The sequence below is a fragment of the Streptomyces sp. NPDC044003 genome (assembly GCF_056435185.1).
Genome location: NZ_JBWKFA010000001.1, coordinates 415466 through 440878, shown reverse-complemented (window position 1 = coordinate 440878; position 25413 = coordinate 415466). Strand labels below are relative to the sequence as shown.

The window sequence follows — 25413 nt, the reverse complement described above, 5'->3', positions numbered from 1 at the left end:
CTCACTCGGTTCACGGGCTCGTCGGCGGCCCGCCCTCGGGGAGGGCGGCGAAGACGCGCTGGAGGGCGGGCGCGCGCTCGCCGTCGCCCGCGACGACCAGGCGGTGGTGGTACGTCACGTAGTACTGGAAGCCGTCCGGGATCGGGCTGCCCGTCGGGCGCTCCGGGACCAGGGCGAACGCGGGGTCCTCCAGGGCCGCCCGCAGTTCGGCCACCTCGGCGGGGGTCTGCTTGCCGGTCCGGGGCGGCTTGGTGCCGGAGCGGCTGGTCCAGCTGCCGTCGTAGTGGACGACGAGCTGGTTGCGGACGCCGGCGAGGCCGCCGTTGACGACCACCTCGATGAGGACCTCGCTCGGCTGGGGGTTCTTCGTCGGGGTGCCAGGGGCCGTGGTGGGGCTCGGCGGGGCCGGAGCACTCGTGCTCGACGACGGCCCGCCGGGCGCGGTCGGCACCCCGGGGCCGCAGCCGCTCACGCCGCCGGCCAGGGCCCCCGCGAGCAGCAGGGCCCCGCACCACGTCCACCTTCCCCGTACTCCTCGCGCCATGGATCGAGCATGCCCCGTCCGGGGGCCCGCGCGCAGCCGGACGGCCCGGATTCCGCCCCGGCTGGGAACATCAGGGTTCTGTTCGGACGATCCCGGTGAGCGGCCCCCGGTAGCGCCAGTCCAGGGAGTCGTACAGCGCGAGGCCGTCCGTGGTCGCGGCGAGCACCCCGGTCTGGGCGCCCGCCTGGGCGGCGGCGGCCTCCAGGGTGCGCATGACGTTGGAGCCGAGGCCCCGGCGCCGGTGCGCGGGGTCCGTCTCGATCTGGTCGGCGACGGCGGTGGAGCCGGTGGGGGCGATCTGGCCGCGGGCGGCGAGGGTGCCGTCCGGGGCGAGGATCCGGACCCGGATGACACCGTCCTCGACCTCGGTGGTCCTGGCGTATCCCTCGGGCGGCGCGGGGCGGGCGCCGGGGTCCAGCGGCTTGACCATCATGAAGCCCGGGTCGTCGGGGACCGTCCATCCCTCGGTGATCCAGGGCGTCACCTCCTCGGGGCCCGCCATCACCTTGAGCCAGCTGTACGGCGCGGTCAGCCGGGCGCAGAGCGCGCCGACGGAGGTCGCGTCGGGGGCGGGCAGCACGTGCCGTACGACGTGCCGGGGCAGGCCGACCTCGATCCGGTAGCCCCAGGGCTCGACGACGGCGGCCGGGGTGCCCCGGGAGACGGTCCAGCCCGCCACCCAGGCATCGGTAATAGCTCCTATGTCCATGCAGGCATTACATCGGCTCCACGCGGGCGCGTGCGAGGGTGATCGCTCAGAGCGAACGAACGTCCGGGAACATCCCTGGGCTCACAAGCATTGAGTGCGTATAGCTCAACTTGACTGCCGAAGGGGAGATCATGGCTTCTGAGTCCATGGCGTCCGTGCCGCTCACTCTGCCTGTGCTGCCGCTCGACGACGAGGTCGTGCTGCCCGGAATGGTGGTGCCGCTGGACCTGTCCGACAACGACGTACGGGCCGCCGTCGAGGCCGCCCAGGCCGCCGCCCGCACCGGAACGGGCAAGCCCCGCGTCCTGCTTGTGCCGCGGGTCGACGGAACCTACGCCGGCACCGGCGTCCTGGGCATCGTCGAGCAGGTCGGGCGCCTGTCCGACGGCGACCCCGGCGCGCTCATCCGCGGCCTCGGCCGCGTCCGCATCGGCGCCGGCACCACCGGCCCCGGCGCCGCCCTGTGGGTCGAGGGCAGCACCGTCGAGGAGACCCTGCCCGAACCGCTGCCCGGCTCCGTGACCGAACTGGTCAAGGAGTACAAGGCGCTGGCCACCAGCTGGCTCAAGAAGCGCGGCGCCTGGCAGGTCGTCGACCGCGTCCAGCAGATCGACGGCGTCGGCGCCCTCGCCGACAACTCCGGATACTCGCCCTTCCTCAGCGTCGAGCAGAAGGTCGAACTCCTGGAGACCGCCGACCCGGTCGCCCGCCTCAAGCTCGCCACCGCCCAGCTCCGCGAGCACCTCGCCGAGCAGGACGTCGCCGAGACCATCGCCAAGGACGTCCAGGAGGGCGTCGACAAGCAGCAGCGCGAGTTCCTGCTCCGCCGCCAGCTCGAAGCCGTCCGCAAGGAGCTCCGCGACCTCAACGGCGAGGCCGAGGGCGACGAGTCCGACGACTACCGCGCCCGCGTGGAGGCCGCCGACCTGCCCGAGAAGGTGCGGGAGGCCGCCCTCAAGGAGGTCGAGAAGCTGGAGCGGTCCAGCGACCAGTCCCCGGAGGGCTCCTGGATCCGCACCTGGCTCGACACCATCCTCGAACTGCCCTGGAACGAGCGGACCGAGGACCGGTACGACATCCGGGGCGCCCGCGCCGTCCTGGACGCCGAGCACGCCGGCCTCGACGACGTGAAGGAACGGATCACCGAGTACCTCGCGGTGCGCAAGCGGCGCTCCGACCGCGGCCTCGGTGTGGTCGGCGGGCGCCGCGGCGGCGCCGTCCTCGCCCTCGTCGGCCCGCCCGGCGTCGGCAAGACCTCCCTCGGCGAGTCCGTCGCCCACGCCATGGGCCGCGAGTTCGTCCGGGTCGCCCTCGGCGGCGTACGGGACGAGGCGGAGATCCGCGGCCACCGGAGGACCTACGTCGGCGCCCTGCCCGGCCGGATCGTCCGCGCCATCAAGGAGGCCGGGTCCATGAACCCGGTGGTCCTGCTCGACGAGATCGACAAGGTCGGCTCCGACTTCCGCGGCGACCCCGCGGCGGCCCTCCTCGAAGTCCTCGACCCCGCGCAGAACCACACCTTCCGCGACCACTACCTGGAGGTCGAACTCGACCTCTCCGACGTCGTCTTCCTGGCCACGGCCAACGTCCTCGAAGCCATCCCGGAGGCGCTCCTCGACCGCATGGAGCTGGTGCGTCTCGACGGCTACACGGAGGACGAGAAGGTCGTCATCGCCCGTGACCACCTGCTCCCGCGCCAGCTGGAGCGGGCCGGTCTGGAGTCGGGCGAGGTCGTCCTGGAGGAGTCGGCGCTGCGCAGGCTGGCCGGCGAGTACACCCGCGAGGCAGGCGTCCGCAACCTGGAGCGGTCGATCGCCCGGCTGCTCCGGAAGGTCGCGGCCCAGCACGAACTGGGCGACCGCGAGCTGCCGTTCACCGTCGGCCCCGAGGACCTGCGGGAGCTCATCGGACGGCCGCACCACGTGCCGGAGTCGGCCCAGGACCCGGCGGAGCGGCGGACGGCCGTGCCCGGTGTCGCCACCGGACTCGCCGTGACCGGCGCGGGCGGTGACGTCCTCTTCGTGGAGGCCTCCCTCGCCGACCCGGAGACGGGCGCCGCCGGTCTGACCCTCACCGGTCAGCTGGGCGACGTGATGAAGGAGTCGGCGCAGATCGCGCTCTCCTTCCTCCGCTCGCACGGCGCGGAGCTGGAACTGCCCGTCACCGGCCTCAAGGACCGCGGCGTGCACATCCACTTCCCGGCGGGCGCGGTGCCCAAGGACGGGCCGAGCGCGGGCGTCACCATGACGACCGCCCTCGCCTCCCTGCTGAGCGGCCGGCTGGTCCGTACGGACGTGGCCATGACCGGCGAGGTCTCCCTCACCGGCCGGGTGCTGCCGATCGGCGGCGTGAAGCAGAAGCTCCTCGCCGCGCACCGGGCGGGCATCACGACGGTCGTGATCCCCAAGCGGAACGAGGCCGACCTGGACGACGTCCCGGCCGAGATCCTGGAGAAGCTGGAGGTCCACCCGGTGACGGACGTCCGGCAGGTCCTGGAGATCGCCCTCGCCCCGGCGGTGGTGCCGGTGGACGTGGCCGCGTAACTCCCCACCATCCGGAGCGGGGTGCCGTGTCGGCGCCCCGCTCCGGCGCGTACGGATCTCGTTACCCGGATGTCGGTCGGGGCTGGCATGCTCGTACGCATGAACGACGACGCCTTCTGGGCTCTCATCGACGAGTTGAGCCGCCGCCCCGGTGACCGGGACGAGCGACTGGAATGGCTGCGGACGGAGCTGATACGGCGTCCGGCGGCCGAGAGCGTGGAGTTCCAGGTGCGTCTGGAGAGGGCGACCGAGCGCGCCGACACGCGCGCGGTGTGGACGGCGGCCCACCGCGTCGAGGGCGGCGACTGCACGGACGACGGCTTCCACTACTTCACGCTCTGGCTGGTGGGCCAGGGACGCAAGGTGTACGAGTCGGTCCTCGCCGACCCGGACGCGCTGGCCGACGTGCCCGGGGTACGCGCCCTGGTGGGCCGGCACCACGACGAGTGGGACGACGACGAGTGGCCCGAGTGGGAGGAGCTCGACTACGTCGCCCAGGACGTGTGGGACGAGCTGACGGGCCAGGAGGGCGACGACGGCGAGGAGTTCCTCGACGCCGTCGAGGAGGCGGAGGACGCCGCGGAGGCGGCGGGGGAGTGGGAAGAGGACGAGGAGCCCCGGGGGCCTCGGCCGGAGGGGTTGGCGCTGCCCCGGCTCACCGCCCTCTTCCCGCCCGGTGTCTCCGGCTCCTAGGCGCTGAGGCCCGGGAGGCGGAGGAGCTGTGACGGCCGGGCGCTGACGCCTAGGAGGCGGAGGAGTTGCGGCGGCGGCCCAGCAGCAGGCTGCCCGCCGCGAAGACGGCGAGGGCGCCCGCGCCCGTGAGGGCCATCGGGAGCGGCGAGGAGGGGGCCTCGGCCGTCTCGGCGGAGAGGGCCGGGGGCTGCTCGTCGCCGCCGTGGCCCGCGTGGCTCACGGTGGACAGCTCGGTGCCCGCCGCGATCTTCGCCTCGGTCGGGGCCTGGGGCTGCGTCTGCGTGGTCGTCGCCGCCGTCGCCGTACCGCCGAAGGTGACGTCCGAGCAGCTGTAGAAGGCCTCGGGGCTGTCGTTGCGCTGCCAGATCTTGTAGACGATGTGGCGGCCGGTGCGGGCCGGGAAGGTGCCCGTGAAGTTGTAGTAGCCGTCGGTCGCGCTGCGGGCGGTGTTGTAGACCGCGACGGGTGTCGGGTCCAGGTCCGACCACTTCAGCGGCTGGGTCGGGTCGAAGCCCGCCTTGGTGATGTAGACGGTCATCGTGCCCGAGTGCGGGGCCGTCACGCGGAACTTGAAGTCGAAGGAGCCGGCGGCGACGGCCGTCGCGGGCCAGTCGGTGCGCGCCCAGTCCAGGGCGCGGTACTTCTCGCGGTTGGCCGAGCAGAGCTTGCCGTCCGGGATGAGCGCCTGGTGCTGCCCGGCGGCGTTGGCGATGTTGACCTCGTTCCAGTCGTAGAGCGGCTGGGTGCCGGAGTCGGCGACGAGGTCCTTGCACACCTGCGACTTGGGCGTCTCGGGACCCTCGGCGTAGCAGGCCGCCACCCGGCTCACGGGGTTGAAGACGGCTCCGTGGGCGCTCGCGGTGACGGGGGTGAGGCTGACCAGGGCAGCGGCGGCGGACAGGGCTGCGACGCCGGTGGCGGTGCGGCGGGAGGACGGCATGCGGGGGCTCTCTCTCGTGCGTGGGGAGTACGGGGCGAGCAACGCGCTTCGGGCGCACGGCAGTTGAATCCCGGGCGACCGCCGTAGAGCGTCGCATTGGTCCATACCAATGGGCAAGGGGGTGGGTGGAAAAAGCCCGAAGCGGCCCCCCGGGGTGCCGCACACCCGGGAGGCCGCCGTGAGAGAGAGCGCGGGTCAGCCGTTCGCGAGGGCCTGCACGCGCGAGTAGTCCCCGTTGAAGTGGTTGTGGTCGCCGACCGTCGGGCCGGAGGAGGTGTACTGCCAGATCGTGTAGTACGGCCAGCCGGCCGGGAGTTCGCCGACCTCGGAGGCGTACCGCGCGATCCACAGCGGGTTGGTGGAGGAGAAGGCCGCGGAGTTTCCGGTGCACTGCTTCCACCAGCTCGTGGCCGTGTAGATCACCGGGTCGCGGCCCGTGCGGTACTTGTACCGGTTCACGAAGTCCTGGATCCAGGCGACCATGCCGGACGCCGTCTTGCCGTAGCAGGTCGCGCCGTACGGGTTCCACTCGATGTCCAGCACGCCCGGCAGCGTCCTGCCGTCGCCCGACCAGCCGCCGCCGTTGTTGACGAAGTAGTCGGCCTGGGTGGCTCCGCTCGTGGTGTCCGGGGTGGCGAAGTGGTACGTGCCGCGGATCATGCCGACGTTGTAGGAGCCGTTGTACTGCTGGGTGAAGTACGTGTTCTTGTAGTACGTGCCTTCCGTCGCCTTGACGTAGGCCCACTTGACCCCGCTGTTCCACAGCGTGGACCAGGCCACGTTGCCGTTGTGGCTGGAGACGTCCACGCCTTCCGTCTGCGTGGCCAGGGTCGAGACGCCGCCGGGCTTGGCGCCCTGGCCGTCGTGCGCGATCACACCCATGCCCATGTAGGCGGAGCCGCGCGCGGGGACCGCCTGCCGGGCGCCGGGGTCCTGGGCGGCCGTGGCGGTGCCGGAGAGGCCGAGGGGGAGGAGGAGGGCCAGGGTCGCGAGGGCGGCGCCGGCGAGGGTCGTTCCGGATCTGTGCACACGCATTGCGTGCCTCCGAAAGGCTCGGTGGGGGAGCGGTGGCGGCAGGCATCGCTACAAGTCCTGGAATGGACATGTCATTCAGGGCTGCCGGGAAAGACGCTACGCACGTAGACCCGCCCGGCGGAAGGGGGCCTGGTTGCCGCCGTTGGTCTACGCCTGCGAAATACTGAAGGAGCTGCGGCGATGCACGCCTCGGCAAGAAACTTTCAGCGACCGGAAAGCGCGCGGGAGGTGCTGACGTGCACGGAAGCGGTACGGGACATGAAGGCCGGGCCACCGTCGGAGGTGGTGTGGACCAGGAATTCCTCGCCCTCGAAAGGGAGCTGGCGGTCTTCCTCCGCCGCGCCCGCGCCCAGTCCGGCGAGATGGCCCGCGAGGTCCACCCCGAACTGGAGCCCGCCGCCTACGGCCTCTTCGTACGTCTCGACGACGCCGGACCCCAGCGGGCCACCGAGCTCGCCGGGTACTTCGGCGTCGGCAAGGCCACCATGAGCCGCCAGCTCCGCGCCCTGGAGGACCTCGGGCTCGTCGCCCGCGACCCCGACCCCGCCGACGGCCGCGCCTCGCTCGTCCGTCTCACCGAGGAGGGCCGCAGCCGCTTCCGCAGCGTCCGCGACGCCCGGCGCGAACGCTACGTCCGCAAACTCGCCGACTGGGACCGCGCCGAGGTCGCCGAACTCGCCCGCCTCCTCAACCACTTCAACGTCCGCTCGGAGGGCTGAGCTCCGGACGGGGGGCCGACGGGATCAGCGGTCCGACAGCTCCCCGTACGTCGAGGGGCCAGCGGTCCGACGGCTCCCCGTACGTCGAGGGGTCGGCGGTCCGACAGCTCCCCGTACATCGAGGGGTCAGCGGTCCGACAGCTGCGCGTACACCGCCGTCGCGTCGTCGTGCAGCTTCCAGCGGTGCGCCCCGCCGGCCCGTGCGTCGGCCGCTTCCAGGGCCCGCACCCGGCGGAGCAGGCCCGCCGGGCCCTCCTTGCGCAGGACGCCGAAGCAGTCCGCCCAGTCGCCCTCGCCGAACAGCTCCACCCAGCGGCTCGCCCCGTCCGTGAGCGCCGCCAGGGCACGGACCTCCGCCCGCGGGGTCGTTCCCGTCACCGCCCGCTCCGCGACCGCCGGGTCCGCCGCCGCCGTGAAGAAGCCGCCCTCCCGGTTCCGCAGCCGGTCCGTCGCCGCCAGGGAGCGCCGCACCTCGGCCGGCACCCGGTCGAGCCGGTCGTCGAGCACGGCCCGCACCGCCCCGTCCGGAGCCTCCAGGAGGAGGGCGGAGTCGGAGAGGACGAGATGCTCGGCCGACTCCTCGTCCCAGCGGGCGAGCACCACGGTCGCCTGAGGCGTTCGCACGTGAGAAAGGTCACAGGTGTCGCGATGGGCGTCCGCGGTGCGCCGGATTGCCAGCGACAGGATCTCGGACAAGGGCATGTCCCGGCGGGAACCGGACAGTTCGGTCAAAGCTCCGCCCAGTCGCGCGGTGAACCACGGGACCGTGTGCACACAACCGTCATCACCGGCGGGAGGTGTGACGCCGTCGAGCAGTACGACCGTCCCCCCGCTCCCCGACGCGGGCAGAGAGGCGGCCGCCCAGTCCTCGTTGGGGCGTTCGGGGCTGCCGGGCAGAGAGGCGACTTCGCTGCGCATGCCCTCCAGTGTGCCCGTCGGGCCGCATTTCCCGGGGAACTCCTTCACTGGACCTGCAAATGACCGGAAATGGCCTGTACCAACCCGGCAGAAGCGGCGCGAGAGGCGGAACGGCCACCTCCGGGGAGCTGCGGGCGGGCATCCTGCCAAAGCCCGCCCGGAAGATCCAACCGGCGCCCCGCACGGGCCCCCGGTGGCCGCCGCCGGAAGTTGTTCGCCAACTACTGAGTGTTGTTCACTCGTTCGGGTGGCGGAGCGGCCGATGCCCGTCCCCTTGCCGGAAGCGCTGGAATGGTCGGAAGCCGTACCAGGGGTGGGGGCGCTCCATGTGACCGGCCGTCACCTCTGCTTCATCGGCGGACGAATCAAGAATGCGAGCACCGGTGCAGAAGAAGCGGCCTCGGAGCAAGAACGGCACGCAGAGCCAGACCCCCGGTGAGCCGCAGGCCCCCGCCGGCCGGCCCAAGCGCGTCCGCAACCGGCTGGTCGCCGGCGTCGCCCTCGTGGGCGTGACGGTCCTCGCCGCCGGAGCCCCCGCGATCCTCGCCGCCTCGACCGAGCTCACCGAGTCCCAGCGCCTCGTCACGCTCGCCGAACTCGACCGGCAGGCCGTCACCCTCGCCCACTCCCTCGCCGACGAGCGCGACGAAGTCGTCGCCTACATCGCCGCGGGCCGCGACGCGCAGACCGGCGACGCCAAGCACAAGCGCCAGATCACCGACACACGCTCGACCCGGGTCGACCGCCAGATCGACGAGATCCGGCCCGCCGCCCCCACCGAACTCCGCCGCGACCTCGCCACGGTCCCCTCCGTCCGCCGCACCGCCCTGACCGGCAAGGGCACGGCCCTGGAGGCCCACAAGGCGTACTCGGACATCATCGGCAAGCTCCAGGCCCTCGCCGACGAACTCGCCGACAAGACCCCGGCCCGCGCCTCCGACGCCGCCCTGACCGAGGCCACCCGTGCCCCCGCCGCCCTCGGCCGCGCCGTCGAACAGGCCTCCGCCACCCGCGGCCTGCTGCTCGCCGCGCTCTCCGTGCCGCAGCCCGAGCCCACCGGGGACGTCCACTACGACGCCCAGACCGGCACCTACGTCGCCGACGAGCCCGAGGGTGCCGTCGAGGCCGAACGGGCCCGCGACGGCCTGACCGCCGCCGCCCAGCAGGCCCGCGTCCGTGAGCTCGCCGCCCTCGGCGACTTCGACCAGGCCGCCGGCGCCACCGCCCGCGACTCCCTCGCGGCCACCGTCACCGGCCCCGACGTCAAGACGGCCGAGCTCGCCCTCGCCTCCCTCACCGACCAGCCCCAGCTGACCGAGGCCGAGCGCGGCACGGACCCGGCCGGCCTGGAGGCCGCCCTCTCCGCCCGTATCGAGCAGATGCGCGGCGTCGAGTCCGCCCTCGCCACCGAGCGGGTCGAACGCCTCTCCGCGCTCCGCGACGACGACGTCGAAGCCCTCGAACTGCGCATCGCCTTCCTCGGCGGCTGCCTCCTCGTCGCCATCGGCATCTCCACCTACGTCGCCCGCACCCTCACCCGGCCGCTCGCCGTGCTCCGCCTCGGCGCCGCCCGGCTCGCCGCCGCGCCCGAGCCGCACGCCGAGGAAGCGATCCGCTTCACCGGCCGCAACGACGAGTTCGCGCAGGTCGTCCGCTCCCTCAACGCCCTGCAGGGCAAGCTCGCGGGCCTCGCCGCGCAGACCGAGCGGCTCACCGACGAGCGGGCCGACCTGGCCGCCGCGAAGGAGGCCGTCGGCGCCGAGCTCGCCGCCCAGCGCGCCGACCTCCAGGGCCGGGTCGCCCTCCTGACCGCCGACCTCGAACGGCTCAGGAACTCCGTCCACCACACCTTCGTGAACCTGTCGCTGCGCAGCCTCGGGCTCGTCGAGCGGCAGCTCGGCGTCATCGAGAAGCTGGAGGAGCGCGAGCAGGACCCGGACCGCCTCGCGACCCTCTTCAAGCTCGACCACATGGCGACCGTGATGCGCCGCCACAGCGAGAACCTCCTCGTCCTCGCCGGCCACGAGCACGTCCACGGCCACGCCGGCCCCGTCCCGCTCGTCGACGTGCTGCGCGCCGCCGTCAGCGAGATCGAGCGGTACGAGCGGGTCACCATCCAGTCCCTGCCGCCGCACGCCCAGGTCGCCGGCTTCGCCGCGGACGACCTGAGCCACCTGGTCGCGGAACTCCTGGAGAACGCCACCTCCTTCTCGCCGCCCGACGCCGAGGTCCAGCTCTCCGGCTGGCTCCTGGAGAGCGGCGAGGTGATGCTCTCCGTGCAGGACGCGGGCATCGGCATGACCCGGGCCCGGTTCGCCGAGCTCAACGCGCGCCTCGCCGAGGCCGACCCGGAGGCCTTCGAGGGCGAGGGGCTCGGCATGCGGGTCGTCGCCCTGCTCGCCGCCCGCCACGGCGTCCGCGTCGAACTGCGCGAGCAGAAGCCGGGCGGCACCGCGGCCGTCGTGGTCCTGCCGCTGCCCCTGCTGCCCACCACTCCGCCGACGGCCGTGTCGGAGCCCGTACGGGTCGCGGGCGCCGCGCCCGTGCTCCAGCTGCCCGGCTCGGCAGCCGAGGCCAACTCCAACACCCTGCCGTCCCGGCACCGCGACCCGCTCGTGGAGGCGGCGGAGGCCGCGTTCCTGGCGGCGGAGACGGAGCGGGAAACGGCGGAGGAGCAGGCCCCCGAGCGGGAGCCGGAGCTCGAAGCGGCTTCGTACGAGCTGGAACCTGAAGCGGCCCCGTACGAGACCGAGCCCGAGCCCGTACTCGAAGCGGCCCCGTACGAGCCCGAGCTCGAAGCGGCCCCGTATGAGACCGAGCCCGAGCCCGAGCTCGAAGCAGCCCCGTACGAGTCCGTCTCCGAGACCACGCTCCAGGTCCGGCTGCCCGACCCGCCGCCGGAGCCGGACACCCACGAGCGCGCCGCCGACGCGGAGACGCTCCCCGCGGAGGCGCCCGCCGGCGACGGGACGCTCCCCGGACCGCGCCCCGCGCAGTGGGAGCGGGTCACCGACAAGGGCCTGCCCAAGCGGACCCCGCAGGTGGTCCGCCAGCCCTCCGCCGCCACCACGCCCCGTCCGGGCGGCGTGGACGCGGAGGCCCTGCGCCGCCGGCTCGGCGGCTTCCACCAGGGCGCCAAGGCCGGGCGCCGGGACGTGGAGGCGGAGCTGGACACGGCGCGCATAGAAGCCGCGAGGACTGCACGTACAGAGGAGATGACGGGGGACACAGTCGAGGAGGCACGCAGTTGACTGCGACGGGAACGTTCGGACTGAGCACGGAAGCCCGCAACCTGCAATGGCTGCTGGGGAATCTGGTGGAGGAGGTCCCGGGTGTCCGCTCGGTGGCCGTCGTCTCCTCCGACGGCCTGATGCTGCTCTCGTCGGACCCTGCCACCCAGCAGGCCGCGACGAGCGCCCCTGAGGCCGGCCGTCCCGGCGGGCCGCGCGGCTCCAGCGCCGATCTGGCGACCATCGTCTCCGGCATCGGCAGCCTGACCGTCGGCGCCGCCCGGCTGATGGACGGCGGCGGGGTCAAGCAGACGATGGTGGCCATGGAGGAGGGCAGCGTCTTCGTCATGTCGATCAGCGACGGCTCGCTGCTCGGCGTGCACGCCACGCCCGACTGCGACATGAGCGTCGTGGCGTACCACATGGCGCTCTTCGTGGGCCGCGCCGGTCACGTACTCACTCCCGAAGTCCGCAGTGAGCTGCGCAAATCGATGGAGAGCACCCAGTGACGTCGATGTCGTCGGCTCATCACGCCTTCAAGCTGCCGGTACGGGGAGAGGGGCGCCGCCCCGCGCGCGTGCGCCCGTACTCGCTGACCGGCGGCCGCACCCGCTTCGGGCACATCCTGCTCGTCGAGACCTTCGTGGCCGCGCTCGAAGCGCCCGTCGCCCGCAAGGTCCTCACGGACGGCGGCCCCGCCGCCCGCGGGCTGATGCCGGAGATGCGGGCCATCGTCGAGATCTGCCGCCGGATGCGGACGGTCGCGGAGATCTCGGCGCTTCTGAAGATGCCGTTGGGGGTCGTCCGGGTGCTGCTCAGCGACCTGGCCGACCAGGGAAAGATCCGTGTGTACGGGACCGGTCACGGCACCGGCCAGCCCGACCGCGCGCTCCTCGAAAGGGTGCTGAGTGGACTCCGTCGTCTCTGACGCCACCGCCGTCTCCGAAACCCCGGCGGTCGCCGGCATTCCCGCCCAGCCGGGGCCCAAAGATCCCGTGCTCGACACCGAAGAGGGCGCGCAGGACTGGCAGCTCGACCACTCCCGCGCCCCGATCGCGACGAAGATCGTCGTCGCGGGCGGCTTCGGCGTGGGCAAGACCACCTTCGTCCGCGCCGTCTCGGAGATCACCCCGCTCCAGACCGAGGCCCTGATGACCCGGGCGAGCGAGGACACCGACGACCTCACGGCCACCCCGGACAAGCTCACCACCACGGTGGCGATGGACTTCGGCCGGATCACCCTCGACAACGACCTGGTGCTGTACGTCTTCGGCACGCCGGGGCAGCAGCGCTTCTGGTTCATGTGGGACGACCTGGTGCGCGGCGCGATCGGGGCGATCGTCCTCGCCGACACCCGCCGGCTCACCGACTGCTTCCCGGCGCTCGACTACTTCGAGAGCTGCGGGCTGCCGTACATCGTGGCCGTCAACCACTTCGAGGGCACGGAGCTGTTCGAGGCGGACGACGTCAGGGAGGCCCTGACCGTGCCCGCGCACGTACCCGTGGTGATCATGGACGCGCGCAAGCGGTACAGCGTCGTCGAGAGCCTGCTCGCGATGGTCGCGCACGCCCTCGAAGCCACGCCCGAATAGCCCGCCCTCCCCCGAACAGTTCGACCGTCACGCCAGGAGCCCCGCCCATGCGGAAGATACTCATAGTCGGCGCCGGCCAGTCCGGCCTGCAGCTCGCCCTCGGCCTCCAGTCGCAGGGGTACGAGGTCACCCTCATGTCGAACCGGACCGCGGACGAGATCCGCAACGGCCGGGTCATGTCCACCCAGTGCATGTTCGACACCGCCCTCCAGCACGAGCGGGACCTCGGGCTCAACTTCTGGGAGTCCCAGGCCCCCCGTATCGAGGGCCTCGGCGTCTCCGTCGCCGGCCCCGACTCCGCCCGCCTGATCGACTGGGTCGGCCGGCTCGACGGGTACGCCCAGTCCGTCGACCAGCGCGTGAAGATGGCCGGCTGGATGGACACCTTCGCCCAGCGCGGCGGCCAGCTGGTGATACACGGCGCGGCCGTCGGCGACCTGGACTACTTCTCCCGCAGCTACGACCTGGTGCTCGTCGCGGCCGGCAAGGGCGAGCTGGTCTCCATGTTCGGCCGGGACGCCTCCCGTTCGCCGTACAGCGAGCCGCAGCGCGCCCTGGCCGTCGCGTACGTCCACGGGCTCGGCCCGCGCCCCGAGCACCCGGACTTCGACGCGGTCCGCTGCAACATCGTCCCGGGCGTCGGCGAGCTCTTCGTCATGCCGACCCTCACCACCGGCGGACGCGCCGACATCCTCTTCTGGGAGGGCGTCCCCGGCGGCCCCGTCGACGCCTTCCAGGGCGTCAAGGACCCCTCCGAGCACCTCGCCCTGACGCTGGAGCTCATGGAGAAGTTCCTGCCCTGGGAGTACGCGCGGGCGACGAAGGTCGAGCTGACCGACGCGGGCGGCACCCTCGCCGGCCGGTACGCGCCGACCGTCCGCAACCCCATCGGCCGGCTCCCCGGCGGTGGCCTGGTCCTCGGCGTCGCCGACGTCGTCGTCGCCAACGACCCGATCACCGGCCAGGGCTCCAACTCGGCGTCCAAGTGCGCCGCCGCGTACCTGGCCGCCATCGTCGAGCAGGGCGACAAGCCCTTCGACGAGGAGTGGATGCAGGGTGCCTTCGATCGCTACTGGCAGACGGCGCAGCCCGTCACCAAGTGGACGAACGCGATGCTGGCGCCCCCGCCGGAGCACGTCCTGAACCTGCTCGGCGCGGCGGGCCAGCTCCAGCCCGTCGCCGACCGCTTCGCGAACGGCTTCAACGACCCGGCCGACTTCGAGAACTTCTTCTTCGACCCCGAGAAGACGTCGGCGTACCTGGCCGAGGTCTCTGCCGGCTAGGGGGCCTTCGACGGCCGGTGCCCGGGTGCCGGCCGTCGAAATTCGGTCGATGTGGCGCGTTCCTGTGCCTGATCATGGGGGCATGCCCCTGTCACAGACCCTCGCGCGCGTGGACGCGGACCTGGCTGCCGGCCGCGTGCCGATGGCACGCCAGCGCCTGCGCGGTCTCGTCTCCTCCTTCCCGCACGACCTGACCCTCCGCCGCCGCCTCGCCGAGGTGTACCGGCTGTACGGGGACGCGGCGGAGGCGGGGCGCTGGATGTACCTCGAAGAGGACCGGCGTACGGAGGAGACCGCGGCCTTCGAGGAGCGGTACGGGTCTCCCGGGTGGCGCATGAAGGCCCTCGCGTGGCGCGGCCCCGAGGCGCTGGCCGCCACCCCGTTCGCCGAGAGGCAGCTGGCGGCGGCGCGGACGGCCCGCGCCGAGGAGCTGGGGCGGCCGGTCGACTGGGACGACCCCGCCTCCTACGACGAGGACGCGGACGAGGAGCCCACGCCGGACACCGGCGGGTGGTCGCTGAGCGGGTTCGTCGCGGGCGCCGGATGTGTGATGGGGACGGTCGTCTTCGGAGGGGTCTGGGTGCTCGGGGTCATCTCCCTCTTCAGCGACTGACGGCCCTCCTCCGCGCGCCGGACCGCGAGCGGGGTCAGGAGGCCCGTCAGGGCGAACAGGGCGCCCACGGCGAACCAGCCGGGGCGGCCCCAGCCGATGCAGAGGGCGATGAGGAGGCCGGGGCCGAAGGCCTCGGAGAGACCCGCGCCCAGGCCGAAGACGCCGAGGTACTGACCGGTGGCTTGGTGTGGTGCGAGCGCGTACGACACCTCGAAGCCGCCCGCCGCGTGCCACAGTTCGCCGACCGTGTGGACGACCACGGCGGTCAGGAGCAGCACGACCGCCACCGCGACAGGCGTCCCGGCGGAGAGCGAGACGAGGGCGCAGGAGACGAGGAAGGCCGCTCCGGCACGCCGGTAGGCGCGGCCGCCGGCCCGGGGCGAGTCGACGCCGCGGCTCGCCCGCACCTGGAGGCCGACGACGAGAACGGTGTTGGCGAGCATCGTGCCGGAGACGAGCCAGTGCGGGGCGGTGGTGGACCCCACCAGCCAGAGCGGGATCGCGACCGTGAGCACCTTGAACTGGATCGCCATGACGCCGTCGAGCGCGGTGAGCGCCAGGTACGGCCGGTCCCGCAGCGCGATCCACCGCGGGCCGCGGGCCGCCGGTGCGGGCGCGACGGGCGGCAGCAGGAACAGGACGGCGGCGGAGGCCGCGAACGCGCAGGCGTTCCCGGCGACGAGGACCTGGTAGGCGCCGAGCGTGCCGACCTGCACCGCCCACCCCGCGAGGAGCGCGCCCAGCGAGATGCCGACATTGGTCACGGCCCGCAGATAGGCGCGGAACTCCTGCGGCCTGTCCCCTCCGTGGTGCCGGACGAGCGGGGCCCGGGCGGCGAGACCGGCCGCCTTCGCGCCGGTGGCCGTGGAGACGGCGAGGACGAACGGCCAGAAGCTGTCGGCGAGTACGAAGCCCGCCGTGGCGAGCGCCTGTACCGCCAGGGTCGTGACGTAGACCCCGCGCGCCCCGCGCCGGTCGGCGAGGTGGCCGACGGCGATCCCCACGGCCAGCGAGAGGAGCCCGGCGATACCGAGCCCGAGCCCCACGGTGGCGGCCGGGAGGCGCACGGCCTGGGTGAAGTACAGGACGCCGGCGGTGAGGAAGAGCCCGCTGCCGACGGCGTTGACGAAGTTGGAGGCGGCGAGCGCGCGCTGGGGCCGGGTGTCCGGCAACAGTCTGAGCATGACGGGGCTCCGTGTCCGGGGAGGCGATCGGCCGTCGGCCGTCGGCCGTCGGTCATCGGTAAGGACCCGTCAAGCTTGTTGCATGTTACTCGCAAGAGCAAGAGGCTTGCGGAGGGCGGGAGTTCAGCTCTTGTCGTATCCCTCGTCCGCGCCGTCCTTCGCGCCCGCCGGGAGCGGCGGCGGGGTGTACGCCTTCAGGGCCACCCCATCCGGATCGGGTCGTACGGCCCCGAGCAGCGGGTTCGCGGCGAGCGGTGAGACCTTCACCTTCCCGCCCGGGCGCGGGGCCTGCACCACCAGGCCCTCGCCCAGATAGAGGGCCACATGCGTCGCGCCCGGGAAGTAGACCACCAGGTCGCCGGGGCGGAGCTCGGCGAGCGGCACCCGGGGCAGCGTCGCCCACTGCTCCTGGCTGGTCCTCGGCAGCTCCCGGCCAGCCGCCGCCCAGGCCTGCTGCGTCAGCCCCGAGCAGTCGTACGCCTCCGGGCCCTCCGCCCCCCACTCGTACGGCTTGCCGATCTGACCCACCGCGAAGCGCAGCGCCTCCGCGCCCGCCCGGGACGGGGTGCGGACGCCGTCCAGGACACCGGAGTCGAGGAGCTCGCGCTGCGCGCCGGCGGTCTGGACGTGTTCGAGCGCGGTCAGCCGGGCCAGCTGGTCCGGCGACAGGCCGGCGAGCAGTTTCTCCACCTCGACCAGCTTGGCCCGCACCTCGTCACGCCGCTTGCGCTGCGCGGTGGCGAGCCCCTGCTGGTGGTCCAGGGCCTTGCGGGAGGCGCTCGCGAGGCTGCCCGCCTGCCGCTCGGCGCTCGCGAGCCGGGTGAGGGCGGTGGTCCGGTCGCGGGCCGCGCGGTCCATCAGATGCCCCTCGTCCAGGGCCGACTGGGGGTCCGAGGCGAAGAGCAGCCGCAGATAGGAGGGGAACGAGGAGAGCTCGGACCTGCCCTGGTACTGGTCCCGGGCGATCCGACCGGCCGCGGCACGGCCCTGCGCGAGGGCGGTCCGGGCGGCGGTGAGCCGGGCGGTGACCTTCCTGGTGTCGGCGGCCTGGAGCTTCAGCTTCTCCTCGGCGGCGTTGTACCGCTCGGTCGCCTCCTCGGTCTGCCGGTAGAGCGTCCGCAGCCGGGTGAGCAGCCCGCTGACGGAGTCACCGCCGGGGGGTGGGAGGGCGGAGGCGTCGTCGTCCTCGACGGTGCCGTTCGTCGGGGGAGTGGTCGCGGCCGGGGTGACGGGATCCGCGGCCGGTGCGCCCGGGTCCACCGGGCCCACCGGCTCCGCCGCCGGGTCCACCGGGCCCACCGGTTCCGCCGCCGGATCCGCCCGGGCGATCGGTGCCTCCGTGGGCGGGTCGGCGGGCGGGGCCGGGGCGGCGCCCGCCGACGGGAGCGCCCCCGTGAGCGCCGTCACCGCGGCGAGCGCCCCCGTGCAGACCGTGCGCAGCAGCCTTCGCGACACGTCACCACCTCCACGGGGATGATGACGGGTCACTTCATACGATTACCGTACGAATCGGGGCGTGCCGAGCCGCGTCACTCGTTCGGCCCCGGTGAAGGCTTCTGTGCCGGCTTCTGCGCCGACTCCTGTGCCGGCTTCTGTGTCGGCTTCGACCACGGCCACTTCAGCTCCCGCCGCTCCCGCCCCTCGGGGGCGTACACGTACACCCAGCCGCGCTGGAGCCCGAGCCGTTTCGTGTAGCCCGCGGGCTCGCGCCGGTACGTGTGCAGGGTCGGCGGGTGCCCGTCGTGTGCCGGGACCGGGATCTCGTACCACTTCGGGGGGTGGCCGGTCGGGCCGACCAGGATCGGCAGGGCCCGCCCGTCGAGGGGGCCGCCGCGGAAGGGGGTGTTCTCGCTTCTCACCCCCACAGTCTCTCCCGGCTCACCGCCTCACAGCAGGTGGGCCGCCTCGCCCACCACCGGGATCACCCGTCGGGCCAGTGTCGCCACCGGCCCCTCGGGGGTCTCCTGCGCGAGCAGCCGCTTCACGACCTCCGCCGTCTCCTCGTCGCGCGCCGTGGTCGCCGCGAGCAGGGCGACGAGATGGTCGACGAGCCAGTCCCGCAGCTCCCGCGCCGGCGGCTGCTTCTCCTCGTCGAGCCAGATGAGCGAGGCGGCCTCGACGGCGGCGATCCACGTCCGGACGAGCATGCCGAGCCGGGGGCCCGGCCGCTCCGCCCCGAGGTGGACGAGGATCTGCTCGGCGGCGGCCCGCCGCACCTCGTCCACGATCGCGGAGGTCCGGGAGGTCTCGGCGACGCTCCCGCCCCGCAGCAGTGCGCTGAACCCGGCGTCGTGCTCGTCGACGAAGGCCAGGTAGCGGTCGAGGACCCGGCCGAGCCGCTCGGTGGGCGGCCCGACCGGGGGCTCGGTGAAGCAGCGGTCCAGGGCGTCGGCGGAGGAGCGCAGGGCCGCCTCGTACAGCTGCTGCTTGCCGCCGGGGAAGTAGCGGTAGACGAGGGGCCGCGAGACGCCTGCCGCCTCGGCGACGTCGTCGAGCGAGACGTCCTCGGGCGCCCGGTGGGCGAAGAGCCCCTGGGCGGTCTCCAGGAGCTGCCCGCGCCGCTCCTCGACGCTGAGCCTGCGGTACGCGGGGGTGGCGGCGCTCGTCATGCACGGCAGCGTAACGGTGCGGCGCCGCGCCCCTCCCGTTGTGAGCAGTCGTTCCGCCGGGGCGGTGCCCACCCGCCCCGTTGTGGGCCTGCGCCCCGCCGTTGTGGGCAATCGTTCCGCTGGGGCGGAACGGGTGGGCACAACGGACGGCGCCCTTGCCGGTGCCAGAGGCTTCCGTGCCCTGACCCGCACCGCGTTGTGCGCCGCCGCTGGGGTGCGGGTCCAGGCACGGAAGGCGGGGGCGCGGCCAAGCGCGCCGTCCCGTGTGCCCACCCGTCCCGCCCCAGCGGGACGATTGCCCACACGGCGGGTGAGTGGGGGTGCGGGCCGATTGCCCACACGGGGCGCGGGGCGCGGCAGGCCCCACCGGCATGACCAGCCATCAGATCCCGCCACAATCCCTCGCGTCCGACTTGTTGACGATCCGTCTACCAACGTGTGAGCCTGCTGGAAACGGACGGAAGGAGTCGTCAGTGTCGACGCGCGACCTCTATGTGAACGCCCCCGCCGGACCCGTCTGGGAGGTCCCCGCCACCGGCGCCGCCCGCTTCTCCTGGGACTACGACGACGGCCGCGAACGCCTCCTCGCCCTCTACCAGAAGGGCAAGGACAAGCAGTGGGACGGGGCCACCCGGATCGACTGGGGCATCGAGGTCGACCCGTACGACCCCCTCGGCACCCCCGACGAGGTCCTCACCCTCCACGGCACCCGCCACTGGGCGAGGATGACCGAGAAGGACAAGGGCGATCTGCGCCGGCACTACGCCTCCTGGCAGTTCAGCCAGTTCCTCCACGGCGAGCAGGGCGCCATGATCTGCGCCGCCCGGATCGTCGAGTCCGTCCCCGACCTGGACGCCAAGTTCTACTCGGCCACCCAGACGATGGACGAGGCCCGGCACGCCGAGATCTACGGCCGCTTCCTCCAGGAGAAGATCGGGATGCTCTACCCGGTCAACGACAACCTCAAGGGCCTCCTCGACGACACCCTGCGCGACTCCCGCTGGGACATGCCCTATCTCGGCATGCAGGTCCTCATCGAAGGGCTCGCCCTCGCCGCCTTCGGCATGATCCGCGACACCACCGACAAGCCGCTGCCCAAGCAGATCCTCGCGTACGTGATGCAGGACGAGGCCCGGCACGTCGCCTTCGGCCGGATGGCGCTGCGCGACTACTACAAGCAGCTCACGGACGCGGAGCTCCGCGAGCGCGAGGAGTTCGTCATCGAGGGCTGCTACCTGATGCGCGACCGGCTGCGCGGGGTCGAGGTCCTGGAGAACTTCGGGATCCCGAAGAAGGAGGCGGAGGAGCTCAGCGAGCAGAGCGAGTTCCTGCACCTCTTCCGCAAGCTGCTCTTCAGCCGGATCGTCCCCTGCGTCAAGGACATCGGCCTGTGGGGCGAACGCCTCCAGAAGGCCTATCTGGACATGGGCGTCTTCGACCTCGGCGACTCCAACCTGGACCTCCTGATGAGCCAGGACGAGGAGATCGCGGAGGCGCTGGACCGTGAACGGTTCGCGACGGAGGAGGCGGAGCGGGTCGCGGAGGTGGCGCAGGCCATCGCGGAGGGCGGGGCGGCGTCGTGAGGAGGTAGGGGATCCATAATCCGGGATCCAATATCCGGATCCCGGCTGCGGGATGTTGCATCTCGGATCCAGGATCCAGGATCCAGGATCCAGGATCCAGGATCCAGGATCCAACATCCTGGCTACCGATTCCGCGTCTCCGCCTCCAACCTCAGCGCCTCCTCCATCACCGCCTTCGCGATCGGCGCCGCGCTGCCGCCCCCGCTGATGTCCGTGCGGGAGGCCTCCGCGTCCTCGACGACGACCGCCACCGCGACCGCGGGCTGGGCGGCGTCGTCGGCCTGGGCCCAGGCGATGAACCAGGCGTACGGGGTGCCCGTGTTGCCGAAGCCGTGCTGGGCGGTGCCCGTCTTGCCGCCGACCCGGGCCCCGGGGATCGCCGCGTTCGTCCCCGTGCCCTCCTCCACGGCCCGCAGCATCAGCCGCTGGAGCTGCATCGCCGTCGAGGGGTTCATCGCCTGCCGGTAGCTGCGGCGGGCCGTACGGTCCACGGTCGTGCCGCCGGAGGTCGTGGTGCGGTCGACGAGGTACGGGTGGGCGATCTCCCCGTTGTTGGCGACGGCCGCGGCGACCATCGCCATCTGCAGCGGGGTCGCCGTCGTGTCGAACTGCCCGATCGACGAGAGGGCCAGCTGGTCCGGGCTCATCTCCCGGTCGAAGTTGGACTTGGCCACCCAGGACGGCACCCGCAGCCCCGTGTCGTTGAAGCCGAACCGTTCCGCCGCGTCGACCATCCCCGTCAGCCCCACCTTCACCCCGAGTCCGGCCATCACGGTGTTGCAGGACCACTGGATCGCGGACGCGAGGGAGGCGTCGCCGCAGCCCGTCGCCTCGTTCGGCAGTACTTGCCGGGTGCCGGGCAGCACGAAGGGGTCCGGGGTGTCCGTCGGCGCCTCCACGTCCCGCACCACCCCCGCGTCCAGGGCCGCCGCCGCCGTCACGATCTTGAAGGTGGAGCCCGGCGGGTACGTCTGCCGCAGCGCCCGGTTCAGCATCGGCTGGTTCGGCGAGGTGTTCAGGCGCCGCCAGGCGTCCTTGACCTTCTGCCCCGTCCCGGAGAGCACGCCCGGGTCGTACGAGGGCGAGCTGACGAGCGCCAGGATCCGGCCGCTCGACGGCTCGACCGCCACGACCGCGCCCCGCTTCCCGTCGAGCCCCCGGAAGGCCGCCTCCTGCATGGAGGCACGGATCGTGGTCACCACGTCGCCGCCGGGCTGCCGGCCCCGGGTGAGGTCGTTCCAGAGGGGCAGCGGCGCCAGCATCGGGTCGGTGCCGGCGAGGATGTCGTCCTCGGCGTGCTCGACGAGCGTCGTGCCGTACGTCTGGGAGGCGTAGCCGGTCAGCGGCGCGTACAACGGACCCTGCTTGTAGGTCCGTTCCCAGCGCAGCTGCTGCCCGCTGTCCCGGGAGCCGGTCACCGGCTTCCCGTCGACGACGATCTCGCCGCGCGGCTGCGCGTACCGGTCGATCGCGATCCGCCGGTTGGCCGGGTTGTCGTCGAGGGACTCGGCCTCGAAGACCATCACGCGGGCGGCGTTGACGAGCAGCGCGACGAGCAGGATCAGACAGAGCGCGGCGGCCCTCCGGATGTACCGGATCATCGTGTGTCCACCTTCGCGAGCTCCCCGGTCTCCGCGCCGTCCGGCTGGGGCGCGCGGGCCGAGTCGCTGACCCGGATGAGCAGCGCGACGATCACCCAGTTGGTCACCACGGACGAACCTCCCTGCGCCAGGAACGGCATCGCCATGCCGGTCAGCGGGATCAGCCCCATCACCCCGCCCGCGATCACGAAGACCTGGAGCGCCACGATCGAGGCGAGGCCGATCGCGAGCAGCCGCCCGAAGGGGTCGCGCAGCGAGAGGCCGGCGCGGTAGCCGCGGGCGACGAGCAGCGCGTACAGCAGGAAGAGTGCGGTGAGGCCGACCAGCCCCAGCTCCTCGCCGGCCGTCGCCAGGATGAAGTCGGACTTGGTGGCGAAGCCGATGAGGACGGAATGGCCGAGACCGAGCCCGGTGCCGAGCATCCCGCCGGCGGCGAAGGCGAAGAGCGACTGGGCGAGCTGCCCCGGCCCCTCGCCCGCGCGGATCGAGGCGAAGGGGTCGAGCCAGTCCTGCACCCGGCTGTGGACGTGCGGTTCGAGCGAGCCGACGAGGAAGGCGCCGGCGGAGGCCAGCACGAGTCCGACCGCGATCCAGCCGGTCCGGCCGGTCGCCACGTACAGCATGATCACGAAGAGGCCGAAGAAGAGCAGCGAGGTGCCCAGGTCCCGTTCCAGGACGAGGACGCCGACGCTCAGCAGCCAGATCGCCACGATCGGCCCGAGGACCCGGCCCGTCGGGAACTGGAACTTCCAGATCCGGCGGCCGGTGTACGCGAGCGCGTTGCGGTTGGCGGCGAGGTACGCGGCGAAGAAGACCGCGAGCAGGATCTTGGCGAACTCGCCGGGCTGGAAGGAAAGTCCGCCGATCCTGATCCAGATCTTGGCGCCGTTCACCGCCGGGAAGAAGATCGGCAGGATCATCAGGGCGAGCGCCGCGGCCACCGACACGTACGCGTACCCCTGGAGCGCCCGGTGGTCGCGGAGCAGCAGCACGACCACGATGAAGAGCGCCACCCCGAGCGTCGACCAGACCAGCTGCGTCGCCGCCGCCTGGTCCTTCGGCGTCTCCAGGTCGAGGCGGTAGATCAGCACCAGGCCGAGGCCGTTGAGCAGGACCGCGATCGGCAGCAGCAGCGGATCGGCGTACGGGGCGCGGAAGCGGACCGCGAGGTGGGCGACGAGCGCGAGCAGTCCGAGCCCGGCCCCGTAGCGGGCGGCGTCGGGCGGCACGGCGCCGCTGCGGGCGAGGCCGACCTCCGCGTACCCGAGGACGGAGATCAGGACCGCGCCGATGAGGAGCGACAGCTCCACGCCGCGCCGCTTCGGGACACGGATGCCGGGCGGGGGTGCGTCCGGGCGCCGTGGTGCGGTCATGGCCGCAACGTAGCAAGCGGTATGCCCTATGTCCCTTTTGTGTGACGGTGTGCCGTCAGCCCTCCGTATCGGACGCGGCGAAGCGTACGTACTCCGGCAGCCGCAGCCGGGCCTCGGCGCCCCCGTCCGGGGCGGCGCCGAAGACCAGCTCGGCGCCGACCACCTCCGCCTGCCCCACCGCGATCGTCAGCCCGAGACCGTGCCCCTTGCCCCCGCTCTCGGTACGGAACCGCTGCGGCCCCGATTCCAGGAGGTACGCCGGATACCCCGGCCCGTGGTCGCGCACGGACACCACCGGGCCGTCCACCGTCACCACCACCGGCGGCGCCCCGTGTTTGTGCGCGTTGGTCACCAGATTGCCGAGCACCCGCTCCACGCGCCGCCGGTCCGTCTCCACCGTGGCGTCCCGGAGGATCCGCACCTCCGTGTCCGTGCCCGAGGCGCGCACCACCCGCTCGGCGAGCGGACCGAGCTCGTGCACCGCCAGGTCCACGGTCTCGGTGCGGGCGTCGAGCCGCGAGATCTCCAGGAGGTCCTCGGTGAGGCCGCGCATCGCCCGTACCCGGTCCCGTACGAGCTCCGAGGGCCGCCCCTCCGGCAGCAGCTCGGCCGCGGCCGAAAGGCCCGTCAGCGGGGTCCGCAGCTCGTGCGCCACATCGGCGGTGAACCGCTGCTCGGTCTGCAGCTTCCGCTGCAGCGAGGAGGCCATAGTGTCGAGCGCCCCGGAGACCGTGGCCACCTCGTCCTGCGGCCGCGAGGGGTCCTTCGTACGGGGATCGTCCACGCGCGCGTCGAGGTCGCCGGCGCTGATCCGGCGGGCCACCTGCGCCGTCAGGTGCAGTCGCCGGGTGACCCGGGTGACGGCGAAGGCGCCGACGAGCATGGTCGCGCCGATCGCCAGGACGGAGGAGCCGAGGATCGAGCGGTCGAGCGCGTCGATGGTCTCGGCGCTCTGGGTGTAGTCGAGGCGTACGGCGAGGGCGCGGCCGTCCGCCGGGCCCGCCGCCCACATCGTCGGCCGGCCCTCGTACTCCGCGACCACCGTGCCGCGCTCCCCGCGCACGGCGAGCGCCCGCAGCGAGGCCGGCAGTCCGGGCGGATCCACGCCGGCGAACCGGGGGAGCGGCTCGCCCGCCTCGTAGAGCCCCCTGACCTCGGTGAGCCGCGTCAGGGCCTTGTTCCGGGAGTCGTTCACGGTCTGGCCCGTCACCGAGACGTGGACGAGGACGCCGAGCAGTGCGGCGAGGGCGCAGCACATCACCGCGATGAAGACCGCGGCCTTCCAGGTGAGGGTCGCGGTCCAGGCGGGCAGCCGGGGCGCCCTCACGGTGTCGCCTCCGAGGGGAGAGGTGCGGGCCTCACGGCGTGACCTCCGGGGGAGGGGCGAGGGGGCCTCACGGCGTGGCCTCCGCGGGGAGGGGTACGGGGCCTCACGGCGTGGCCTCCGGGGGTACGGGCGCGGGGGTGTCGGTCGGTGTCGGCGTCGGGCTCACCAGGTGGGGCGCGGGCACCGTCGAGGGGCCGGTGCCGGGCGGCTTCACCCGGACGATCTCGTCCCGGGTGGGCAGCATGCTGCGCTGCTCTTCGTCCCAGGTCCACGCGGTCCGGTACTCGTACCCGGGGATGCCGGCCGAGCCGACCCGCAGGATCAGGTCCCGGCCCGCCAGCTCCACGCTGATGACCTGGTCGACGGTGGACATGATCCGGGTCAGACCGCCGTTCTCGGCGAGGTAGACCCGCACCCCGACCTGCTGGTCCGGCATCCGGATCCCGACGATCAGCTCGTCCCGGCCGTTGCCGGTGAGGTCGCGGTAGTACGGCCGCAGGATCGGGCAGGCGGCCGGCGCCGTGCCGCAGGACTCGATCGCGCGGGCGGTCTCCGCGTACACGCCGTCCGTGCCGGTGTAGGTGTCGGGGTGGGCGCGCACCTCGGCGTGGACCACCGCCACCGGGTCGAGGGAGTGGACGTCGTTGTCGGTGACCTTGACGCCGGGGACGCGCTGGGTGTCGGACTCGCCGTAGTCGATCGGCGGGTTCGTGGCCGGCGGCAGATCGGGCCAGAGCCGGACGGGCCCCACGGCGGTGGGCGTGGGCCCGGCGCTCTTGAGCCCGCCCTCACGGCCGTCACAGCCGGTGAGCACGAGCGCGAGACCGGCGGCGCACAGGGCGGCGACGGCGGCGCTGCGCACTCCGCGCGGTCTCACAGGGCTCCTCGGTCGGCAGGGGTCGGGCTCCCCGGCAAGG

At 73.0% G+C, this 25413-nt stretch carries 22 protein-coding genes and 1 pseudogene; 10 read left to right on the top strand and 13 right to left on the bottom strand.

Going from position 1 to position 25413, the window contains the following annotated elements; translation table 11 throughout:
* Positions 1-10 precede the first annotated feature (10 nt).
* On the bottom strand, positions 11-544 hold the full coding sequence (locus AC07AW_RS01970) for a hypothetical protein (protein ID WP_478813580.1): 534 nt from the start codon (positions 542-544) through the stop codon (positions 11-13).
* 70 nt (positions 545-614) lie between these two features.
* Positions 615-1253 carry a GNAT family N-acetyltransferase gene (locus AC07AW_RS01965; RefSeq protein ID WP_478813579.1) on the bottom strand — a complete coding sequence of 213 codons (639 nt, stop codon included), beginning with the start codon at positions 1251-1253 and terminating at the stop codon, positions 615-617.
* Between the two features lie 131 nt (positions 1254-1384).
* Between AC07AW_RS01965 and lon the strand changes: the two genes are divergently transcribed.
* Complete coding sequence (gene lon, locus AC07AW_RS01960; protein WP_478813578.1) at positions 1385-3796, top strand: endopeptidase La; 2412 nt, start codon at positions 1385-1387, stop codon at positions 3794-3796.
* A 99-nt stretch (positions 3797-3895) separates the two neighbouring features.
* On the top strand, positions 3896-4489 hold the full coding sequence (locus tag AC07AW_RS01955; RefSeq protein ID WP_478813577.1) for a DUF4240 domain-containing protein: 594 nt from the start codon (positions 3896-3898) through the stop codon (positions 4487-4489).
* A gap of 49 nt (positions 4490-4538) precedes the next feature.
* Here AC07AW_RS01955 and AC07AW_RS01950 read toward each other — a convergent pair whose 3' ends face one another.
* Positions 4539-5429, bottom strand: a complete 891-nt coding sequence (locus AC07AW_RS01950) for a lytic polysaccharide monooxygenase auxiliary activity family 9 protein (RefSeq protein ID WP_478813576.1) — start codon at positions 5427-5429, stop codon at positions 4539-4541.
* 195 nt (positions 5430-5624) lie between these two features.
* The gene (locus AC07AW_RS01945) at positions 5625-6464 is read right to left on the bottom strand and encodes a lysozyme (protein ID WP_478813575.1); all 840 of its coding nucleotides are present in this window, start codon (positions 6462-6464) and stop codon (positions 5625-5627) included.
* A 236-nt stretch (positions 6465-6700) separates the two neighbouring features.
* Between AC07AW_RS01945 and AC07AW_RS01940 the strand changes: the two genes are divergently transcribed.
* Complete coding sequence (locus tag AC07AW_RS01940) at positions 6701-7183, top strand: MarR family winged helix-turn-helix transcriptional regulator (protein WP_478813574.1); 483 nt, start codon at positions 6701-6703, stop codon at positions 7181-7183.
* A 126-nt stretch (positions 7184-7309) separates the two neighbouring features.
* On the opposite strand, the gene AC07AW_RS01935 is transcribed toward AC07AW_RS01940, so the two are convergent.
* The gene (locus AC07AW_RS01935; RefSeq protein ID WP_478813573.1) at positions 7310-8101 is read right to left on the bottom strand and encodes a hypothetical protein; all 792 of its coding nucleotides are present in this window, start codon (positions 8099-8101) and stop codon (positions 7310-7312) included.
* Between the two features lie 371 nt (positions 8102-8472).
* Between AC07AW_RS01935 and AC07AW_RS01930 the strand changes: the two genes are divergently transcribed.
* The 6 genes from AC07AW_RS01930 to AC07AW_RS01905 all read left to right on the top strand — a co-directional run bounded on the left by AC07AW_RS01930 (position 8473) and on the right by AC07AW_RS01905 (position 14819).
* Positions 8473-11352 (top strand): nitrate- and nitrite sensing domain-containing protein, encoded by a 2880-nt coding sequence (locus tag AC07AW_RS01930; RefSeq protein ID WP_478813572.1) that lies wholly within the window; start codon positions 8473-8475, stop codon positions 11350-11352.
* Complete coding sequence (locus AC07AW_RS01925; RefSeq protein WP_478813571.1) at positions 11349-11840, top strand: roadblock/LC7 domain-containing protein; 492 nt, start codon at positions 11349-11351, stop codon at positions 11838-11840. Before AC07AW_RS01930 ends, AC07AW_RS01925 begins: the two co-directional genes overlap by 4 nt.
* Before the next feature lie 5 nt (positions 11841-11845).
* Positions 11846-12259, top strand: a complete 414-nt coding sequence (locus AC07AW_RS01920; RefSeq protein ID WP_478813570.1) for a DUF742 domain-containing protein — start codon at positions 11846-11848, stop codon at positions 12257-12259.
* Positions 12240-12923 carry a GTP-binding protein gene (locus AC07AW_RS01915; protein WP_478813569.1) on the top strand — a complete coding sequence of 228 codons (684 nt, stop codon included), beginning with the start codon at positions 12240-12242 and terminating at the stop codon, positions 12921-12923. Before AC07AW_RS01920 ends, AC07AW_RS01915 begins: the two co-directional genes overlap by 20 nt.
* 47 nt (positions 12924-12970) lie before the next feature.
* Entirely contained in the window at positions 12971-14206 is a 1236-nt protein-coding gene (locus AC07AW_RS01910) for a styrene monooxygenase/indole monooxygenase family protein (RefSeq protein WP_478813568.1), read from the top strand.
* Positions 14207-14288: 82 nt separating this feature from the next.
* Positions 14289-14819: a DUF6584 family protein gene (locus AC07AW_RS01905; protein ID WP_478813567.1), complete on the top strand. Its 531-nt coding sequence runs from the start codon at positions 14289-14291 to the stop codon at positions 14817-14819.
* Positions 14820-15142: 323 nt separating this feature from the next.
* Here AC07AW_RS01905 and AC07AW_RS01900 read toward each other — a convergent pair.
* The 4 genes and pseudogenes from AC07AW_RS01900 to AC07AW_RS01885 form a co-directional block, all read right to left on the bottom strand.
* A pseudogene (locus tag AC07AW_RS01900) lies at positions 15143-16003 on the bottom strand (MFS transporter); the annotation flags it as partial.
* A 123-nt stretch (positions 16004-16126) separates the two neighbouring features.
* On the bottom strand, positions 16127-17458 hold the full coding sequence (locus AC07AW_RS01895; RefSeq protein ID WP_478813566.1) for a C40 family peptidase: 1332 nt from the start codon (positions 17456-17458) through the stop codon (positions 16127-16129).
* Positions 17459-17532: 74 nt separating this feature from the next.
* Positions 17533-17862: a hypothetical protein gene (locus AC07AW_RS01890; RefSeq protein ID WP_478813565.1), complete on the bottom strand. Its 330-nt coding sequence runs from the start codon at positions 17860-17862 to the stop codon at positions 17533-17535.
* A 27-nt stretch (positions 17863-17889) separates the two neighbouring features.
* Positions 17890-18612 (bottom strand): TetR/AcrR family transcriptional regulator, encoded by a 723-nt coding sequence (locus AC07AW_RS01885; RefSeq protein ID WP_478813564.1) that lies wholly within the window; start codon positions 18610-18612, stop codon positions 17890-17892.
* A gap of 473 nt (positions 18613-19085) precedes the next feature.
* Here AC07AW_RS01885 and AC07AW_RS01880 point away from each other — a divergent pair, with 473 nt between their 5' ends.
* Positions 19086-20195 carry a ferritin-like domain-containing protein gene (locus AC07AW_RS01880; RefSeq protein ID WP_478813563.1) on the top strand — a complete coding sequence of 370 codons (1110 nt, stop codon included), beginning with the start codon at positions 19086-19088 and terminating at the stop codon, positions 20193-20195.
* A 122-nt stretch (positions 20196-20317) separates the two neighbouring features.
* On the opposite strand, the gene AC07AW_RS01875 is transcribed toward AC07AW_RS01880, so the two are convergent.
* The 4 genes from AC07AW_RS01875 to AC07AW_RS01860 all read right to left on the bottom strand — a co-directional run bounded on the left by AC07AW_RS01875 (position 20318) and on the right by AC07AW_RS01860 (position 25373).
* Entirely contained in the window at positions 20318-21796 is a 1479-nt protein-coding gene (locus AC07AW_RS01875; protein WP_478813562.1) for a penicillin-binding transpeptidase domain-containing protein, read from the bottom strand.
* Positions 21793-23169 carry an FtsW/RodA/SpoVE family cell cycle protein gene (locus AC07AW_RS01870; protein WP_478813561.1) on the bottom strand — a complete coding sequence of 459 codons (1377 nt, stop codon included), beginning with the start codon at positions 23167-23169 and terminating at the stop codon, positions 21793-21795. The genes AC07AW_RS01875 and AC07AW_RS01870 overlap by 4 nt, the downstream gene beginning before the upstream one ends.
* Positions 23170-23224: 55 nt before the next feature.
* Complete coding sequence (locus AC07AW_RS01865; protein ID WP_478813560.1) at positions 23225-24496, bottom strand: ATP-binding protein; 1272 nt, start codon at positions 24494-24496, stop codon at positions 23225-23227.
* Positions 24497-24599: 103 nt separating this feature from the next.
* Complete coding sequence (locus tag AC07AW_RS01860) at positions 24600-25373, bottom strand: hypothetical protein (RefSeq protein WP_478813559.1); 774 nt, start codon at positions 25371-25373, stop codon at positions 24600-24602.
* Positions 25374-25413: the final 40 nt, after the last annotated feature.

What these genes read in the sequence shown, in the direction of transcription:
- AC07AW_RS01920 (WP_478813570.1), top strand. Translation starts at nt 11,846, where the DNA reads ATGTCGTCGGCTCATCACGCCTTCAAGCTGCCGGTACGGGGAGAGGGG.
- AC07AW_RS01945 (WP_478813575.1), bottom strand. Translation starts at nt 6,464, where the DNA reads ATGCGTGTGCACAGATCCGGAACGACCCTCGCCGGCGCCGCCCTCGCG.
- AC07AW_RS01910 (WP_478813568.1), top strand. Translation starts at nt 12,971, where the DNA reads ATGCGGAAGATACTCATAGTCGGCGCCGGCCAGTCCGGCCTGCAGCTC.
- AC07AW_RS01885 (WP_478813564.1), bottom strand. Translation starts at nt 18,612, where the DNA reads ATGACGAGCGCCGCCACCCCCGCGTACCGCAGGCTCAGCGTCGAGGAG.
- AC07AW_RS01930 (WP_478813572.1), top strand. Translation starts at nt 8,473, where the DNA reads ATGCGAGCACCGGTGCAGAAGAAGCGGCCTCGGAGCAAGAACGGCACG.
- AC07AW_RS01870 (WP_478813561.1), bottom strand. Translation starts at nt 23,169, where the DNA reads ATGACCGCACCACGGCGCCCGGACGCACCCCCGCCCGGCATCCGTGTC.
- AC07AW_RS01905 (WP_478813567.1), top strand. Translation starts at nt 14,289, where the DNA reads ATGCCCCTGTCACAGACCCTCGCGCGCGTGGACGCGGACCTGGCTGCC.
- AC07AW_RS01935 (WP_478813573.1), bottom strand. Translation starts at nt 8,101, where the DNA reads ATGCGCAGCGAAGTCGCCTCTCTGCCCGGCAGCCCCGAACGCCCCAAC.
- AC07AW_RS01965 (WP_478813579.1), bottom strand. Translation starts at nt 1,253, where the DNA reads ATGGACATAGGAGCTATTACCGATGCCTGGGTGGCGGGCTGGACCGTC.
- AC07AW_RS01950 (WP_478813576.1), bottom strand. Translation starts at nt 5,429, where the DNA reads ATGCCGTCCTCCCGCCGCACCGCCACCGGCGTCGCAGCCCTGTCCGCC.
- lon (WP_478813578.1), top strand. Translation starts at nt 1,385, where the DNA reads ATGGCTTCTGAGTCCATGGCGTCCGTGCCGCTCACTCTGCCTGTGCTG.
- AC07AW_RS01970 (WP_478813580.1), bottom strand. Translation starts at nt 544, where the DNA reads ATGGCGCGAGGAGTACGGGGAAGGTGGACGTGGTGCGGGGCCCTGCTG.
- AC07AW_RS01955 (WP_478813577.1), top strand. Translation starts at nt 3,896, where the DNA reads ATGAACGACGACGCCTTCTGGGCTCTCATCGACGAGTTGAGCCGCCGC.
- AC07AW_RS01875 (WP_478813562.1), bottom strand. Translation starts at nt 21,796, where the DNA reads ATGATCCGGTACATCCGGAGGGCCGCCGCGCTCTGTCTGATCCTGCTC.